This is a genomic window from Streptomyces blastmyceticus (genome assembly GCF_039521185.1).
GTDB classification, from domain to species: domain Bacteria; phylum Actinomycetota; class Actinomycetes; order Streptomycetales; family Streptomycetaceae; genus Streptomyces; species Streptomyces blastmyceticus.
On record NZ_BAAABW010000047.1, the window covers coordinates 12,229 to 27,233 of the forward strand.

Below are 15,005 nucleotides of genomic sequence, written 5' to 3' on the forward strand. Positions count from 1 at the left end.
CCGGTGGGGCGCGGTTCTCAGGGGTGGGTCAGGCGGAGGGAGGCTTCGCTGTCGGGCACCAACTTCCCTTGTTCGATATGGCTCGTGAGGGCGTCGCCCACGCCCTTGATCTTGTGGATGCCGCTGACGGGCAGCCGCTTCGGGGCGTCGCCCAGCCGGGCCAGCCGGGACACGGGGTCGTCCGCGTGAGCGGTGGGTGCGAGGGCCAGCGCCGAGGCGGCGAGTACGAGAACTGCGGAAATGCGCTTCATGTCCTGGTAAACGGATATTCCTGCGGCAGGTCACTGCCCCACGGCGGTGAGCACCGGACGGGCCGGAGCGCGCGTACGGTCCGCACCACCGGTCCCGTCCGGCCGTCGACGGCGTGTCAGATCTGATGACGACCGCCCGTGCGAAGCTGTGGTCAACGGTTCGGGCAGGGGGCAGTGATGAGCGATTCGGGCAGGTCGGGCACGGTCGGCGGGGAGGCGGCGGGGCGGTTGCGGCCGCGCGGCCTGGTGGATTTCCGGGGTTCGGGCGGCGCTCCCGAGCTGCTGTCGTATCCGCCCGGCGCCGTGGTCGTCGTGTCGGGCCTGCCCGGCAGCGGCAAGAGCACCCTGCTGCGCCGCTGGTCGGCGGCCGCCACCGCGGTGGACCCGCGCGACGTCCACGAGGCGTGCGAGGCGGTGATGCCCGCGCGTCTGCCGTACGCGGTCTACCGGCCGTGGGCACGTCTGGAGCACGTCCGGTGGCTGCGCGCGGCGGTGCGCGCCGGGGACCCGATGCTGGTGCACGACTGCGGCAGCCGCCCGTGGCTGCGGCGGTGGCTCGCCCGGAGCGCCGGGCGGCAGGGCCGCGAGCTGCATCTGGTACTGCTGGACGTCGGGGCGGCCGAGGCGCTGGCGGGCCAGGACGCCCGGGGCCGGTGGGCCCCGGGCCGGGTCTTCGCCCGGCACGACCGGCGGCTCGGCCTGCTGCTGCGGGCGCTGTCCGGCCCCGGCGGAGCGGGCGCCGTCCCGGAGGCGGCCTCGGTCGTCCTGCTCGACCGGGTGTCGCGGCAGCGGGTGGCGGCGGTGGAGTTCCGCTCCGGTGCCCCGGCCGTTCCCGGGGCGCGGACGGCACCCGCCCCGGCCTCCGCACGCCGGGAGGGCGCGTAAGACTTTCGTCATCGGCATCCCGGATCGCATCCGCCGCCGTGGCCCGTTGGAACCACTGACAGCGCATGGCTTTCAGGAGGACGAGATGGGACGCGTACGACGGATACTCGGCAGGCCGGTCGTGGTGGGGCTGCTGGTGGCCGGGCTGGTGGCGGTCGGCGCGGGGGTGGTCTGGTTCCAGCCGTGGAAGCTGTGGGTGGACACCACGGTGCGGGAGACCGTGCCCGCGGCGGCGGACGGGCCGGGGCGCGGCCCGCGGACCCTGGCCGTGGGCGAGCTGATCAGTCATGAGCACAGCACGAGCGGCACGGTGCGCATCCTCGAACTGCCCGACGGCACCCGCACCTTGCGGCTGGAGAACCTCGACACCAGCAACGGCCCGGACCTGCGCGTCCTGATCACCGACGCCCCGGTGAAGGAGGGCCGGGCCGGCTGGTACGTCTTCGACGACGGGGCCCACCGCAGCCTCGGCGCCCTCAAGGGCAACAAGGGTGACCAGAACTACGCCCTGCCCGCCGGTCTGGACCTCGACCGGTTCACGAGCGTCAGCATCTGGTGCGACCGCTTCGACGTCTCGTTCGGCGCCGCCGGGCTCACCCGCGTCTGACGTGCGGCCCGGCGGCTACGTCCATGGGTCAGGAGCCCACGACCTCGGTCGTGGCGGCGACCGGGGCGGTGCCCGATATCGAGCAGGCGACGGTGATGCCGAAGACGTGCACGGTGGCGTCGCCGGGCGAGAAGGTCGCGGAGCCCGCGCTGTCGAGCCGGGCCGACGCCTTGCCGCCGGTCACCGTGACCGGGGTGCCGCTCGGGATCGTGTCGGCGTTGCTGAAGCCGGTCGCGGTGACGCTGCCCGTGGCCGTCCCGCCGAGGTTGAGGGTCAACTCCCCGCTCACGCTGCCCGCCGGGATGTCGATGGGGGCGGTGAGGGTCGTGATCACGTCGACGGTGAGGTCCGCGGTGCCGCCCTGCTGGACACTGGCCGGAGCCGTCACGGCGATGCTCAGGGACTGGACACCGCTGGGGGCGCCCGGTCCGGTGCAGGTGTACTGGACGGCGACGGTGTCGGCCAGCGCGGGCGGCGCGGCGAGCCCGACGCCGGCGCCCGCGAGGACGACGGCCATGGCCGCCCCGGCGATCGTCCGGGTGCGGTTGGGGGGTCTCTTGGTCGTACGCATCGTGTGCTTCCTTCCTGTCCGGGGTGGGGTTGCCGGACGGACACGAAAAGCCGAGTGACGTGTACGCGTCATGAGTCCCACCACCTGGCCGAGAAGTCAACAGACGCACAGAAAACCAACCAGACGGTTTTCTAGCCTGATTCCAGGCACACAAAAGGCCGGGCCGCCCCTCCGCGACCCGGCCTCCTTGCCGGAAAATCAGCCCCGCACGACCTGCCCGTCACCATCGGCGGCCGCCCGCGCCTGCGCCTTGTGCGCCGCCCAGATCCGGCCGCCGCGGTCCGGGGCGGTGTCCAGCCGACCCAGGACGCCGGGCACGGCGATGCTCGGCAGGAAGCAGTCGTAGAGCATCGCGATGCGGTCCTCCAGCGCGTCGCCGTCGCTGACCGCCGCCGTGGCGACGATCTCCACACCGGTCCACGCGCTCACGAACAGCATCGAGATCTGCCGCGGGTCGACATGCGGCAGCAGCTCGCCCTGCTCCTTGGCCACGGTCAGCATCTCGGCGAGATAGTCGATCCAGCCCGCCCACGACGTACCGAACAGCTCCCGCGCCCTGCGGTCGGCGGACAGCCGGATCGGGGCGCTGAGCAGCGGCTCCTGCGGCAGCCTGTGGGCGAGCACCATCCCCACGTCCACCCACTCCTGGAGCTTGGACTCCTGCGGTATGACGCCCTCGGTGGTGATCGCCGCGTCGAGCACCCCGCGCGCCAGCTCCTCCTTGGACGCGAAGTGGAAGTACAGCGCGCCCTTGGTCACGCCCGCCCGCGAGAGGATCTCCGCGATCGTCGCGGACTCGTATCCGAACTCGTCGAAGACGGCACCGGCCGCTTCCAGGATCGTGCGGCGGGTCTGGATCGCCCGCGCCTGTTTCGCCACGAGGGCACCTCCTGTGTCGCACGAAAATAAAACCGGCCAGTTCGTATCTTATCATCGGCCGTCTGGCCACCCGGAGCCGCCCCTGGACGCTATCGCGTACGGGAACCGGCCCGGTGACGGGCGACCGCCCGAGTGGCGCGACGGCCCATGGGGTGTCCGGGGTGGTGGTGAGGGGGAAGGGGCACAGGGTGCCCGCGCTCTCCGACCCTCTGACGACACTGGTGCGGCGCGGCCGGGAACCGGCGGTCGTGCAGACGGTGCGCTCCACGCTGGCCGCGGTGATCTCCTACGTCGTGGCGCTGTGGCTCAGCCGGGAACCGGCGCCGCTGACCGCGCCGCTCACCGCGCTGCTGGTGGTGCAGGTGACGCTGTACGCCACGCTGACCACCGGAATCCGCAGGGTCAACTCCGTGGTGGCGGGCGTGCTCATCGCCATCGGCTTCAGCGTGCTCGTGGGGCTGACGTGGTGGAGCCTCGGGCTGATCATCCTGGCGTCGCTGGTCATCGGCCGGTTCGTGCGGGTGGGGGAGTTCGTCCCCGAGGTGGCGATCAGCGCGATGCTCGTGCTCGGCGTCACCCGGGTCGCGGAGACCTCCTGGGACCGAGTGCTGGAGACGCTGATCGGCGCGGTCGTGGGGATGCTGTTCAACGTCCTGTTCGTGCCGCCGGTGTGGGTGCAGCCGGCCGGTGAGGCCATCGAGGACCTGGCGGGCCGGATGCGCCGGCTGCTCCAGGACATCGGCGGCGAGGTCAGCGGTCACACCTCCGTCGCCCAGGCGGCGGCCCGGCTGCACGAGGCGCGCAGACTGGACCACGACATCGTCGAGGTCGACGCCGCGCTGCGGCAGGCGGAGGACAGCCTGCGGCTCAACCCCCGCGTACGGGAGGGCCTGCTGTTCCGGGTGGTGCTGCGGACGGGGCTGGACGCGCTGGAGATCTCGGCGGTGGTGCTGCGGGTCACCGCCAGGACGCTGACCGACCTGGCCAAGGAGCGCACCGGCGAGCCGCTGTTCCCCGAGGACGTGGCGGCGGCGCTCAAAGAGGTCTTCGACCGGCTCGCGCGGGCGGTGGAGAGCTTCGCCGTGGTCATCACCACCCAGGTGACGACGAACGCGCGGGACGCGGAGGCCCGGCTGGGCCGGGCGCTGGCCGACGGGCGCGCCGCCCGCGACCGGGCGGCCGACCTGCTGCTCGACAAGGTCCTGGAACACCCGCGCCAGTGGCAGCTGCACGGGGCGCTGCTGGCCGAGGTCGACCGGATCCTGGACGAGCTGGACGTGGAGAAGCGCTCGCAGCGCCTCGTGGAGGAACTCGACCGCCGATCGCAGGAGCAGCGCGAACGCCACCCGGTGCTCGAAAGCCTCAAGCGCCGCATGCGCAGCAGCCGTTTCGGCCGCCGCAGCACCCTGGGCTGAGCCGCCGCCGGACGCAGGGCCGGGAATACGGGTCACATTGCGCGAAGTTGGCGTGACAGTACGGACGGTAACGGTCAACTATGGCCCAGGACCTGGCAGGAGACGTCGTGACGATCTACGATCGCACCGGCCGGGGCACAAGTGCGAAGGGGCTCGTGATGCTGCCAGTGACTGTCCGGGGGAAGAGGCAGCGAGGGAGCCGTACCGTGCGCACGCCCGGCCGCCGTTCTCTCGCGGTGGCACCGTGACGCGCCGCGGCTACCGGGTTCTGTGTCCCCCCGTCCCGACCCTTCCTGGAGAGCCGACCGAGATGCACTGGAGGCGTCTGCGCCGTCGATGTCAGCAGGTCATCGGCGGCATTCCGATCCCCGACCCGTTCTCCGCCCAGGAGCTGTGCGCCCGGCTCGCGGCCGAGCGCGATCGGCCGCTGCGGCTGCTCGCGCTGCCCACCCCGACGGTTCCCGGCACTCCGTCAGGACTGCTGCTGGCGGTGGACACGGAGGACTTCATCCTCTACGACGCTCAGACCAGCCCCCTGCACCAGGAACACATCATCGTGCACGAGATCGGGCACCTGGTCTGCAACCACCGCTCGGCGGTGGACGACCTGGAGCTCCACCGCCACCTCGACATCAGCGACCCGCGGTCCGTCCGGCAGGTGCTGGCCCGCATCCGCTACGGCGACGAACAGGAACAGGAGGCGGAGATGATCGCCACCCTCATCCTGGAGGCCGCCGGCCGGGTCCCCGCGCCGACGCTGCTGTCGGGGATGCTGGGCGGGCTGGAATCGGCCATGGGGCTGCGGACGGGCCATCGTACGGGGGCGTCGTGTTCAGCTGGTTAGACCAGCCGTGGGTGGAGAACGCCGGCATCGTCGCGCTGTGGGCGGTGGCGCTCGTCCGGGCCCCGCAGGGCATCCGGCACCGCGAGCAGCGGCCGTTGTGGTTCGCGATCGTGATGATCGCGCTGGCGATGTCGATGCATCTGGACCCGGTCACCGCCGTGCTGTCGCGGCTGATCGCGGACGCGCACTGGATCGACCTGTCCACGCATCTGTTCAGCATCGTCGACGCGGCCGCGGTGCTGTGGTTCATCTTCGGCGCGGCGGGCAGGCAGCGCCGTACGGCACCGGTGTTCGGCGCCGCGCTCGCGGTGATGGTGACGCTGGTGCTGCTCGACCTCGGCGGGCCCGCGCACGCCCGCAACCAGATCGCCCCGTCCCGGGACATCGCGAGCGTGCCGGACGCCTACTGGTGGGTGTTCTTCGCCTTCCATCTGACCGCCGACACCACGTGCGGCATCGTGTGCTGGAGCTACGGCCGCAGACCGGGCACGCCACGGCTGCTGCGCCTCGGGCTGCGGCTGTTCGGCACGGGCATCCTGCTGGCGTCCCTGCTGTGGGTGCTGAAGCTGTTCTATCTGCAGACGCGTTCCACGGTCTTCGCCCCGCTGTTCTCGCCGGTGACCGGCGTGGAGGCGGCGTTCATGGCGGTCGGGGCGGCGCTGCCCGTACTGGCCCGGACCCGGGACCACCTGCGGGACCGCAGGTCGTACCGCGGTCTTGACCGGCTGTGGCAGGACCTGACGTCGACCACGCCGGACGTGGTGCTGCGGCCGGGCAACCGGCTGGGCGCTGCGGCGGTGCCGCTCCAGCTGCTGCTCTACCGCAGGGTCATCGAGATCAGGGACGCGATGATCGTGCTGCGGAACTACGTGCCGCCCTCGACCCTCGGCGTCGTCCGTACGCACGTCGCGGGCCAGGGGGTGCCAGAGCCCCTGGTCGACGCGCATGTGACGGCGTGCTGGCTGGCCGCGGCCCTGCACGCCAAGCGCTCCGGGCAGGACCCGCAGGCGCAGACGGCCAATCTGGCGGGCCCGGGGGCGCAGGATCTCGTGGAGGAGATCGGCAGTCTGCTCGAGGTCGCGTCGGCGTACCGCTCGCCGGCCGTGCACGCCTACCGTGCCTCGCTGGGCGGCCCGGCCTGATCCGGTTCCCGTTCCGCCCCCTCTCTCTGTTTCTCGGCAAAGGAAAAGCACTGTGCTCATCTCTTTCACGCTGACGCCGCTGGGCGTCGGGGAGTCCTTCCCGGAACACATCGCCGACGCGGTGAAGATCATTCGCGAGTCGGGGCTGCCGACCCGCTCCAATGCGATGTCCACGGTGATCGAGGGCGAGTGGGACGAGGTGATGGACGTCGTCAAGCGCGCCACCGAGGCCGTGGCCGCCAGGGCGCCGCGGGTCCAGCTCGTCCTCCAGGCCGATCTGTGGCCGGGGATGGAGCGCCCGCTCGACGGCAAGATCGCGCTCATGGAGCGGCACGTTCCGGACGGCTACGCCGCGGGGTGACGTCCAGCGTGGCGGCGTTGGGCCATCCGTGTTGCGATGGAGGAGGCGGAGGGCCCGCCGGCCGGTCCGTTCACGGCCCGGGGCCCGGCGGGCCGCCGGACGCGGCCCGCCGCACACCGTCGTCGTGCGCGCAAGTCAGGAGCGATCATGGCTATGAGAAAGCAGCTCAAGGCCCGCGAGATCATGTCCGCGGGCGTGCAGTGTGTCGACGAGCAGCAGTCGCTGGCCGACGCGGCGGAGATGATGCGCGACCTGGCGGTCGGCTGCCTGCCCATCTGCGGCTCCGACAACCGCCTCAAGGGTCTGATCACCGACCGGGACATCGTCGTCAAGTGTGTGGCGGAGGGCCACGACCCGGCGGGCATGAAGGCCGGTGAGCTGGGCTCGCAGCTGCACTGGATCGACGCCGAGGCGGACGCCACCGAGGCGCTGGAGACCATGGAACGGCACCAGATCAAGCGCCTCCCGGTCATCGACGTCCGCAACGACCACCGCCTGGTCGGCATGATCACGGAGGCAAACCTCGCGAAGAACCTCAGCGACGAGCAGATCGCGGAGTTCGCGGCGAGGGTCTACGCGGCCGCCCACTGACGCTTCCCTGACGGGCTTTCGGCTGATCGGCCGACAGGGCGTCACCCTCGTACCGGACGGCCCATCAGGTGCCGAAAATGTGACTGGCATCCCGTCAAGGGGCCGTGAACACAGGAGAAATGGAGGATCGGCGGGGTTTCTGACGGAGGGAAAGAATGCGCGGGAAGCGGCCGTGGGGTACCCCCTTGGCCGCTGTCCGATTGCGGGGTCCCAGGGGCGGCCGCAAGGTGATCGTGAAGATCCCTCCGCTCCAAGGAGTACGTCCATGCCCGCTCCTCGCACCACCGGCCTCGCCCTCGTCACCGCGGCGTGCGGCACCGTCGCCCTCGTCATGACGACCACTCTGGCGACGCCCGCACCCGCGGCTCCCCCGCACATCACCAAGGCCGCGGTCACCGCGCCTGTCGCACCGGCAGCACCCGCCGCACACACCGCATCCGCCGTTCCGGCACCCGACGCGCTGCGGCGGGCCGCCGCCGACGGCGTGAAGGCCATCGACACCAGCAGCGTCACGGCGGCGGCCAACACGGCCGCGCAGAGTTGCGACGCGGCGCAGCCTGCGCCCCAGAAGGACGTCCGCAACTGTGCCGCCGTCAAGCAGCAGCTGGCCGCGCTCACCACGGCGCGCGCCGCGCTCCAGCAGCAGGCGACGGCCGCGGCGCCCGACGTCAACGCCATCGCGGGGGCGACGACCGGCGCCGTCGGGGCGACGGCGCAGCTCGCCAAGGACGACATCGGCATCGCCCCGGGCGCGCGCGGCATGAACGGGTTCCACACCGGCGGTGGCCTGCTGACCGTGGCGACCCGTCTCGTCGGCGGCCTCGTCGGCGCCCTCAGCCCCTTGGCCAACGGCCTGTCGTTCCTGGTCAGAGGGCTCCTCGAAACCCTGCTCACCTGACCGCCGGCCCAGCAGCGGCGGCCCCGTTCAGCTGACCCGAGGGGACAGCGACGGGGCCGCCCCGGGCCTCACCCGGTCAGTGCCCGCCGGAGCGCTCCGGCTTGGCCTCACTGGGCCGCACGATGACGTGACCCTGCCCCTCCAGCTTCAGCTGGACCGCTTCACCCGATCCCCCGCGCAGCATGGAGCCGAGGCTCTGCGAGCGGTGGAGGGAGGTGTGCAGGTCGTTGGTCCAGCCGACGACGGCGTCGGTGTCGACGAAGACCGGGGCGCCGGGGGCGACGGGGATGACGATGGGGTTGCCCTCGCAGATGACGCCGAGCTTGCCGTGGCCGGTGAAAACGGAGTTGAAGAGTCCGCCGCCGGTCATGCCCGCGCCCTTCACGACCTTGATGTCGTAGGAGAGGGTGGGGTCGAAGCAGAGGACGTTACGCCCGTTGATGGTGAGGCTCTGCCCCGGCGTGATGTCCGCGATGAAGCAATTCGCGGCCTCGTGCGCGAACCACACGTCGCCCTGCCCCTTCACGGTCATCAGCGCGAGGCCCTCGCCGGTCACGGCGCGCTTGAGGAACTTCCCCACGCCCTGACCGAGCTTCTCGAACTGCAGGTTGCCGCGGAAGGCGACCATCGCTCCCTGGCGTGCGTAACACTCGCCCTGGACGACGTACTTGATCGACTTGGCGTTCTGGAGGGTCATGCCCGGCGCGGTGGCGGGCGTGACCATGTTCTCGGCGGCAAAGAGGTCGCTGTGCATGAGGAGCATGATCCACGGCAGCCCGCCGATCGGCAAAAAGCGGCCCCACCGGGGAAGACGTGACCGGCGGTCAGCCCATGCCCATCCGGTCGAGCCAGGCCAGCTGGATGGATTCGAGGATGCGCATGTTCACCCGGGTGGGGTCGCCGCTGAAGCCGCTCAGCCCGGCGACCCGGTCGCGGAGGTCCAGGAAGTCGACCTTCAGGGGCTCCGCGGCGGGGTGCTTCTCGGCGAGGCCCGCGGCGATCCGATCGATGTCAGTCCACTGCATGGGCTGAGTGTGTCCCACGCGGCCCGCTGGGTCCAGGCCACCACCCGCCGCTCTTCCCGCCCACCTGGCGCTGCGGAAGGCCGGCGCCTCAGCGGGCGGCCGCGGGCGGTACGCCCTGGAGGGCGCGCAGGTGCGTGCGGACATGGTCGGCGGCGCCCGCGCCACCGGGCACCCGCTCCCACAGGGCGAGCAGTTCGGCGGCCAGGCCGGGCGCCTGTTCACCGCTGTGCTGCCAGCAGTAGTGCGCCCGCTTCACCGCGGCGACCGCCTCGACGTCCCCGGCCCCGCCGCGCTCCAGCCGCGCGTGCGCGGCCGACATCCACAGCTCGGCCGCCCGGCCGTGATCGCCCGCCAGCCGGGCCAGGTCGGCCCGCACTTCCGTCCAGAGCCCCGCTTCCGGGCTGTGCGGACCGTACTGACGCAGCGCCTGCTGTTCCCACGCCGCGGCCATCGCGGCCGCCTCGTTGTGCCGCCCGGCGCGGGCGGAGGCGAGGATCCCGGCCAGCAGGTCGTCCTGCACGGGCACGGCGGAGGCGGGCACGGCGGAGGCGGGCACGGCATCGGCGGGCACGGCCGGTGCGGGCTCTGCCCGGGGCGCCGGCACGGCGTCGCGCACCGGCGCCGCCTCGGGCACGGGATCGGGGCGGTGCGAACGGGCCTGGTGGGCGGCGTTGTTCAGGACCGGTCCCGGCGTACCGTAGGCCAGAGGCAGCACTTGGCCGGCCGGCCCCGGCTCGGCGAGCGCCCACTGGTGCACCGCCGCCACGTCCACGGCGGGCCCCGCACCCGGACTGCCCGCGCGCAGCGCGCCGAGGAAACCGCGGGTGTACGGCCCGGCCTCCTGCGCGGGCGCGGGCGGAGCGGGGGTGACGACGCCGAACAGCGCGATGCCCTCGGACAGTTGCCCGCTCTCCGCGGCGGCCACGACCTTCGGCCAGGCGGCCGCGTCGGCCTCGACATCGGCGACCAGCAGCGCGGGGCCCTCGTGCGCGCCGAGCGTGCGCGTCAGCCACGACCACGGCAGTCCCGTATAGCGGACGTTCCCGGGGGTGCTGCCCGACAGGGCGAGGTGCACCTCACCGCCGCCTCGGCGCGAGGAGGACGCCATCAGGCGCCCGGTCACCCATACCAGCAGCGGGCCGGGGCCCGCGGCGGCGTGCTGGAGATAGGCCAGTACGCTCTGCTGGCCCGCCGCACCGGGGAGTTGGACGACGTCGACCGCGTCCGCAGCCACCAGCCCCCGTGGATCCGCCCCCACCACTGCGTGCAATGTCGGATTCGGCACCGCACCACGACGCCGGTCAGGCGTGCCGTCCAGCAACAGCACACAACCCCGACTCGGGTGATTCACAGCCCACATCCCTCCGGCCTGCCAGTGCATCGACCGCGCTCCCCCAGCCGCACCCCCGCCCACCCCGGGCGGCACGGGGAGGCAACAGCAACTGTAGAGGCCATGGCCCCCGTCGGGGGCGGGATGCCCCACGGCCACCGCGCCCGGGACGCGCCGAAATCCGGCCCCTGCTACCGGAATCGGTGCGATCCGGGCGCGATGACCGCAGCTGAGAGGGGCGGCGACGCCGCGCGCCGCCGCCCCCGCCCGATCCGCGTCAGCCCATCGCGGCCCGGACGGTCGGGCTGTCGTCCAGCGCGGTGCGGTTGATGTCCCGGCAGAGCGGGACGGCGCCGTTGCTGGTGACGAACGACGCGTGCACCCAGGTGGGGCGGTCCTTCAGCTGGTACCACACGTTGTTGCCGCCGACCTCCTGTGCGCGGACCTTGCAGCGCAGCGCGGTCTTGGTCCCGCGGGCGAGGGTGGACCGTACCGCGGAGTCGGTGCTGGGGTAAGCACGCTCGTTGAGGCCCGTCGTGCTGCTGACGGTGCCGTACGGTTTGCCCGGTACCGGGACCGGCGCCGACGCCTGTACGGGCGTGGCGGCCAGCATCCCCCCGGCCAGCACGGCCACCGAGAATGCCACGCCACGGGCCACGAGTGTCTGGGTCATAAACAGCTCCCTGTTGTCCGGAGTGGATAACGCACTGCCCAATTTCCCACCCCTCAAGCAGCAGTAAACCGGAATAAACACAGACAAACCCATCCAGACCTCATGGTTGCCCGGACCGCGCCCTTCCGTCCCGCTCCCGGCGGGCGGCCGGTTCAGCCGCCGGGCTCGGCCGGCGGCGCCTCCTTGCGGGCACGGCTGGGCTGGACCCGCTTCGGCTCGCCCTTCATCTTGGGGTGCTCCGGCGGATACGGCAGATCGCCCAGGCCGTGGTCGCGCTCGTCGCGGTCCGCGAGCTCCAGGGCCGCCTCCAGGCCGCAGGGCCGATCCTCCATGCCGACGTGCACGTCCCCCATGTCCGCAAAGCGGGCCGGCATGCTGCCGAGGTCGAAGTCCTCCGGCACGGCACTGGGCACCTCCTCCCACAGGAGGGGCGCGGACACCGGGGCGTGCGGGCGGGGGCGTACGGAATAGGCGCTGGCGATGGTGCGGTCGCGCGCGGTCTGGTTGTAGTCGACGAAGATCCTCTCCCCGCGCTCCTCCTTCCACCATTTCGTGGTGACGGTCAGCGGTGTCCGGCGTTCCAGCTCACGGGCGACGGCGATGGCCGCGCGCCGCACCTGGACGAACGTCCACCGGGGCAGGATCGGCACGAACACGTGCAGGCCCCGCCCGCCGGAGGTCTTCGGCCAGCCGAAGAGCCCCAGTTCCTCCAGCACGCCGCGCAGATCGAGGGCGGCCCGTACCGCGTCCGCGTACGACGTGCCGGGCTGCGGGTCCAGATCGATGCGCAGCTCGTCGGGGTGGTCGGTGTCGCCGCGCCGCACGGGCCAGGGGTGGAAGGTGAGGCACCCCAGGTTCGCCGCCCACACCACGGCCGCGACCTCGCCGGGGCACAGCTCGTCGGCGTAACGGCCGCTGGGGAAGGCGATCCGGCCGGTGGGGATCCAGTCGGGGAGGTTGCGCGGCGCGCGCTTCTGGAAGAACGACTCGCCGCCGACCCCGTCCGGATAGCGCTCCAGCGTCGTCGGCCGGTCCCGCAGGGCGCGGACGATTCCGTCCCCGACGGCGAGGTAATAGCGGGCCACGTCGTATTTGGTGAAGCCGCGCTCCGGGAAATACACCTTGTCCGGGTTCGACAGCCGCACGACCCGTTCACCGATGGTGAGTTCCATTGCCTCGCCCATGCACTCACGCTAAGCGCGCCCCCGGCGCACCACAACACACCGCGTCCGCGTCCCCGTACCCGGCGCGAAGGGGCCGACGGGCGCGGGATTCCACGAGCCCGCACAATCGCGGTCATGGAACTCCCCGTCATGCCGCCGCTGCGGCCGATGCTGGCGAAGACGGCGTCGGCCATTCCGCCCGGCATGCAGTACGAAGCGAAATGGGACGGCTTCCGGGCCGTCGTGTTCCGCGACGGCGACTCCATCGAACTGGGCAGCCGTACCACCAAGCCGCTGACCCGCTATTTCCCCGAGGTCGTCCGCACGCTGCTCGCGCAACTCCCGCCGCGCTGCGTCGTGGACGGCGAGATCGTCATCGCCCGGGGCGGCCGCCTGGACTTCGACGCCCTGCTCGAACGCATTCACCCGGCCGCCTCCCGCGTCACCCACTTGGCCGAGGTCACCCCGGCGAGCTTCGTCGCCTTCGATCTGCTCGCCCTCGGCGACGACTCGCTGCTCGACACCCCGCAGCACGCCCGCCGCGAGGCACTCGCCGCCGCGCTCCGCGGCGCCTCGGCGCCGCTGCACCTCGCGCCGGTGACCCACGACCCGGCCGTCGCCCAGGCGTGGTTCGAGCAGTTCGAAGGGGCCGGTCTGGACGGCGTGATCGCCAAACCGCCGGACCTCCCGTACCGGCCCGGCGAACGCGTCATGATCAAGGTCAAGCACGAGCGGACCGCCGACTGCGTGGTCGCGGGCCTGCGGCTGCACAAGAGCGGGCCCGTCGTCGGCTCCCTGCTGCTGGGGCTGTACGACGCGACGGGCCGGCTCCAGCACGTCGGCGTGTGCGCGGCGTTCCCCATGCGCCGCCGCCAGGAGCTGATGACCGAGCTGGAGCCGCTGCGCATGGAGAGTGCCGAGGGCCACCCCTGGCAGCAGTGGACCGACCCGCAGGCGCAGGCCACGGGGAGGCTGCCCGGCGGCCCGTCCCGGTGGACCGGGACCAAGGACCTCTCCTGGCTCCCCCTGCGTCCGGAGCGGGTCTGCGAGGTCGCCTACGACCACCTCCAGGGGGACCGCTTCCGCCACACCACCCAGTTCCGCCGCTGGCGCCCCGACCGGGAACCCGGACAGTGCACGTACGCACAACTGGAGGAGACGGTCCGCTTCGACCTCGCCGACGTCCTCGGCGACTGATCACAGCCGTACGGGCCGGTGGCGGCGGGTCAGTCCTGGGCGCGCTGGGTGACCTCGGCGTTCGTGCGGTCGCCGAGGAACTCGTACCAGCGGCGCCGCAGGCATACGTAGCGGGTGTCCGCCTCCACCAGCTGGAGGAACGCGGCGACCGCCTCGACCAGCCGCTCGTGGAGCCCGCTGTCGGTGAGGTCCCCGCCGTCGGTGAAGCCCTCGTGCGCCTGGGCGAGGCTGAACATGTCGGGGTAGACGCGGGTGCCGAGGTGTTCGAGCGGCACGCGCAGGGCCCACAGGCCGCGGTTGCCGCCGACGAGGGAGGGCGACGCCGAGACCAGCAGCGCGTGCTTGTCCTTGAACGGCTGCGGCCGGATCCGGGACACCCAGTCGATGGCGTTCTTGAGCCCGCCCGGAACCGAGGCGTTGTACTCCGGCGAGGCGATCACGACCGCGTCGCTGAGCCTCAGCCGCTCGCTCAGCGCCAGCGCCCCGGGAGGCAGACCCTCGGCGGCCTCTATGTCGCCGTCGTACACCGGCATGACGAACTCCCCCATATGGGCGAGGTGCACGGTGGCCCCGGCCTCCTGGACCAGCCGGGCCACCAGCGCGGCCAGCCGCGCGTTGAGCGAGCCGGCCCGGAGCGAGGCGCCGAGGACGAGTACGTCCATCGGCGGGGGCGAAGCATCGGTGACCATACGAGCCCTCCTCATGGTGATTCCGCGTCCAGCGTCCGCTCTTTCGCCCCGCTCCGCACTCCCACCGGGTCGTACGGATCCGGGTAGGGACGGGCGGGAGTGCGGACGGCGAGCCGCGGAGCGACGCGGCCGCCGGAGAAAGGGCCGGGAAGAGGGCGGGCGCTTCTCACGGAATTCTTCACGCGCGGCGCGGAGCGTGTCCACGCGGCCGCACGGAATCCGACGGCGCTGCCCTCGGATCCGGCGACGGAACACAACGACGGCCGGGTGGCGTCGAAACGGGACCTGACCCGACTTCAGACGCCGGACTGGCCTGAAGACGCCGCACGTTGACGATCACGTGCGGAGACACCAAGTCCGTCCGACAACCGGGGAACACCGCCTTCCGACGTCACCACCGGCGCCGCATCACCCCCCGCACCATCACCTCGCAGGCGGCCCACCCACCAAAAACACAACGGCCCCAACGCCGTCACCAACGCCA

The 15,005-nt window shown here is 72.2% G+C and carries 18 protein-coding genes; 9 read left to right on the forward strand and 9 right to left on the reverse strand.

What is annotated here, in order from left to right; all coding sequences use genetic code 11:
• Positions 1 to 17: 17 nt before the first annotated feature.
• The gene (locus ABD269_RS35050; protein WP_301889765.1) at positions 18 to 251 is read right to left on the reverse strand and encodes a hypothetical protein; all 234 of its coding nucleotides are present in this window, start codon (positions 249 to 251) and stop codon (positions 18 to 20) included.
• 177 nt (positions 252 to 428) lie between these two features.
• Between ABD269_RS35050 and ABD269_RS35055 the strand changes: the two genes are divergently transcribed.
• Both ABD269_RS35055 and ABD269_RS35060 read left to right on the forward strand, forming a co-directional pair.
• Complete coding sequence (locus ABD269_RS35055) at positions 429 to 1,136, forward strand: AAA family ATPase (protein ID WP_344124654.1); 708 nt, start codon at positions 429 to 431, stop codon at positions 1,134 to 1,136.
• 85 nt (positions 1,137 to 1,221) lie between these two features.
• Positions 1,222 to 1,743 (forward strand): DM13 domain-containing protein, encoded by a 522-nt coding sequence (locus tag ABD269_RS35060; RefSeq protein ID WP_344124656.1) that lies wholly within the window; start codon positions 1,222 to 1,224, stop codon positions 1,741 to 1,743.
• Positions 1,744 to 1,771: 28 nt separating this feature from the next.
• On the opposite strand, the gene ABD269_RS35065 is transcribed toward ABD269_RS35060, so the two are convergent.
• Positions 1,772 to 2,314, reverse strand: coding sequence for a hypothetical protein (locus ABD269_RS35065; RefSeq protein WP_344124658.1), 543 nt, complete (start codon positions 2,312 to 2,314; stop codon positions 1,772 to 1,774).
• A gap of 198 nt (positions 2,315 to 2,512) precedes the next feature.
• Positions 2,513 to 3,193 (reverse strand): ScbR family autoregulator-binding transcription factor, encoded by a 681-nt coding sequence (locus tag ABD269_RS35070; RefSeq protein WP_301889760.1) that lies wholly within the window; start codon positions 3,191 to 3,193, stop codon positions 2,513 to 2,515.
• A 188-nt stretch (positions 3,194 to 3,381) separates the two neighbouring features.
• On the opposite strand from ABD269_RS35070, the gene ABD269_RS35075 reads away from it, so the two are divergent.
• The 6 genes from ABD269_RS35075 (at position 3,382) to ABD269_RS35100 (ending at position 8,444) form a co-directional block, all read left to right on the forward strand.
• Positions 3,382 to 4,608, forward strand: a complete 1,227-nt coding sequence (locus ABD269_RS35075; RefSeq protein ID WP_344124661.1) for an aromatic acid exporter family protein — start codon at positions 3,382 to 3,384, stop codon at positions 4,606 to 4,608.
• 310 nt (positions 4,609 to 4,918) lie between these two features.
• Positions 4,919 to 5,452, forward strand: coding sequence for a M48 family metalloprotease (locus ABD269_RS35080; RefSeq protein WP_301889758.1), 534 nt, complete (start codon positions 4,919 to 4,921; stop codon positions 5,450 to 5,452).
• Complete coding sequence (locus ABD269_RS35085) at positions 5,437 to 6,594, forward strand: MAB_1171c family putative transporter (RefSeq protein ID WP_344124664.1); 1,158 nt, start codon at positions 5,437 to 5,439, stop codon at positions 6,592 to 6,594. The genes ABD269_RS35080 and ABD269_RS35085 overlap by 16 nt, the downstream gene beginning before the upstream one ends.
• A 52-nt stretch (positions 6,595 to 6,646) precedes the next feature.
• Entirely contained in the window at positions 6,647 to 6,955 is a 309-nt protein-coding gene (locus ABD269_RS35090) for an MTH1187 family thiamine-binding protein (protein ID WP_344124666.1), read from the forward strand.
• Positions 6,956 to 7,108: 153 nt separating this feature from the next.
• Positions 7,109 to 7,546, forward strand: a complete 438-nt coding sequence (locus ABD269_RS35095; RefSeq protein ID WP_116210310.1) for a CBS domain-containing protein — start codon at positions 7,109 to 7,111, stop codon at positions 7,544 to 7,546.
• 265 nt (positions 7,547 to 7,811) lie between these two features.
• Positions 7,812 to 8,444, forward strand: coding sequence for a hypothetical protein (locus ABD269_RS35100; RefSeq protein WP_344124669.1), 633 nt, complete (start codon positions 7,812 to 7,814; stop codon positions 8,442 to 8,444).
• Between the two features lie 76 nt (positions 8,445 to 8,520).
• Here ABD269_RS35100 and ABD269_RS35105 read toward each other — a convergent pair whose 3' ends face one another.
• The 5 genes from ABD269_RS35105 to ligD all read right to left on the reverse strand — a co-directional run bounded on the left by ABD269_RS35105 (position 8,521) and on the right by ligD (position 12,656).
• A complete protein-coding gene (locus tag ABD269_RS35105) occupies positions 8,521 to 9,198 on the reverse strand; it encodes an AIM24 family protein (protein WP_344124671.1) in 678 nt (225 codons plus the stop codon).
• Positions 9,199 to 9,268: 70 nt separating this feature from the next.
• Positions 9,269 to 9,469 carry a Fe-S cluster assembly protein IscX gene (gene iscX / locus ABD269_RS35110; RefSeq protein WP_344124673.1) on the reverse strand — a complete coding sequence of 67 codons (201 nt, stop codon included), beginning with the start codon at positions 9,467 to 9,469 and terminating at the stop codon, positions 9,269 to 9,271.
• Between the two features lie 88 nt (positions 9,470 to 9,557).
• Positions 9,558 to 10,703, reverse strand: coding sequence for a hypothetical protein (locus ABD269_RS35115; protein ID WP_344124675.1), 1,146 nt, complete (start codon positions 10,701 to 10,703; stop codon positions 9,558 to 9,560).
• A gap of 373 nt (positions 10,704 to 11,076) precedes the next feature.
• Entirely contained in the window at positions 11,077 to 11,472 is a 396-nt protein-coding gene (locus ABD269_RS35120) for an SH3 domain-containing protein (protein WP_301889748.1), read from the reverse strand.
• Between the two features lie 152 nt (positions 11,473 to 11,624).
• Complete coding sequence (gene ligD / locus ABD269_RS35125; RefSeq protein WP_344124677.1) at positions 11,625 to 12,656, reverse strand: non-homologous end-joining DNA ligase; 1,032 nt, start codon at positions 12,654 to 12,656, stop codon at positions 11,625 to 11,627.
• A 114-nt stretch (positions 12,657 to 12,770) separates the two neighbouring features.
• On the opposite strand from ligD, the gene ABD269_RS35130 reads away from it, so the two are divergent.
• Positions 12,771 to 13,832, forward strand: coding sequence for an ATP-dependent DNA ligase (locus ABD269_RS35130; protein ID WP_344124679.1), 1,062 nt, complete (start codon positions 12,771 to 12,773; stop codon positions 13,830 to 13,832).
• 29 nt (positions 13,833 to 13,861) lie between these two features.
• Here the strand turns inward: ABD269_RS35130 and ABD269_RS35135 are convergent, their stop codons facing one another.
• Positions 13,862 to 14,521, reverse strand: coding sequence for an NADPH-dependent FMN reductase (locus ABD269_RS35135; RefSeq protein WP_344124681.1), 660 nt, complete (start codon positions 14,519 to 14,521; stop codon positions 13,862 to 13,864).
• Positions 14,522 to 15,005 lie beyond the last annotated feature (484 nt).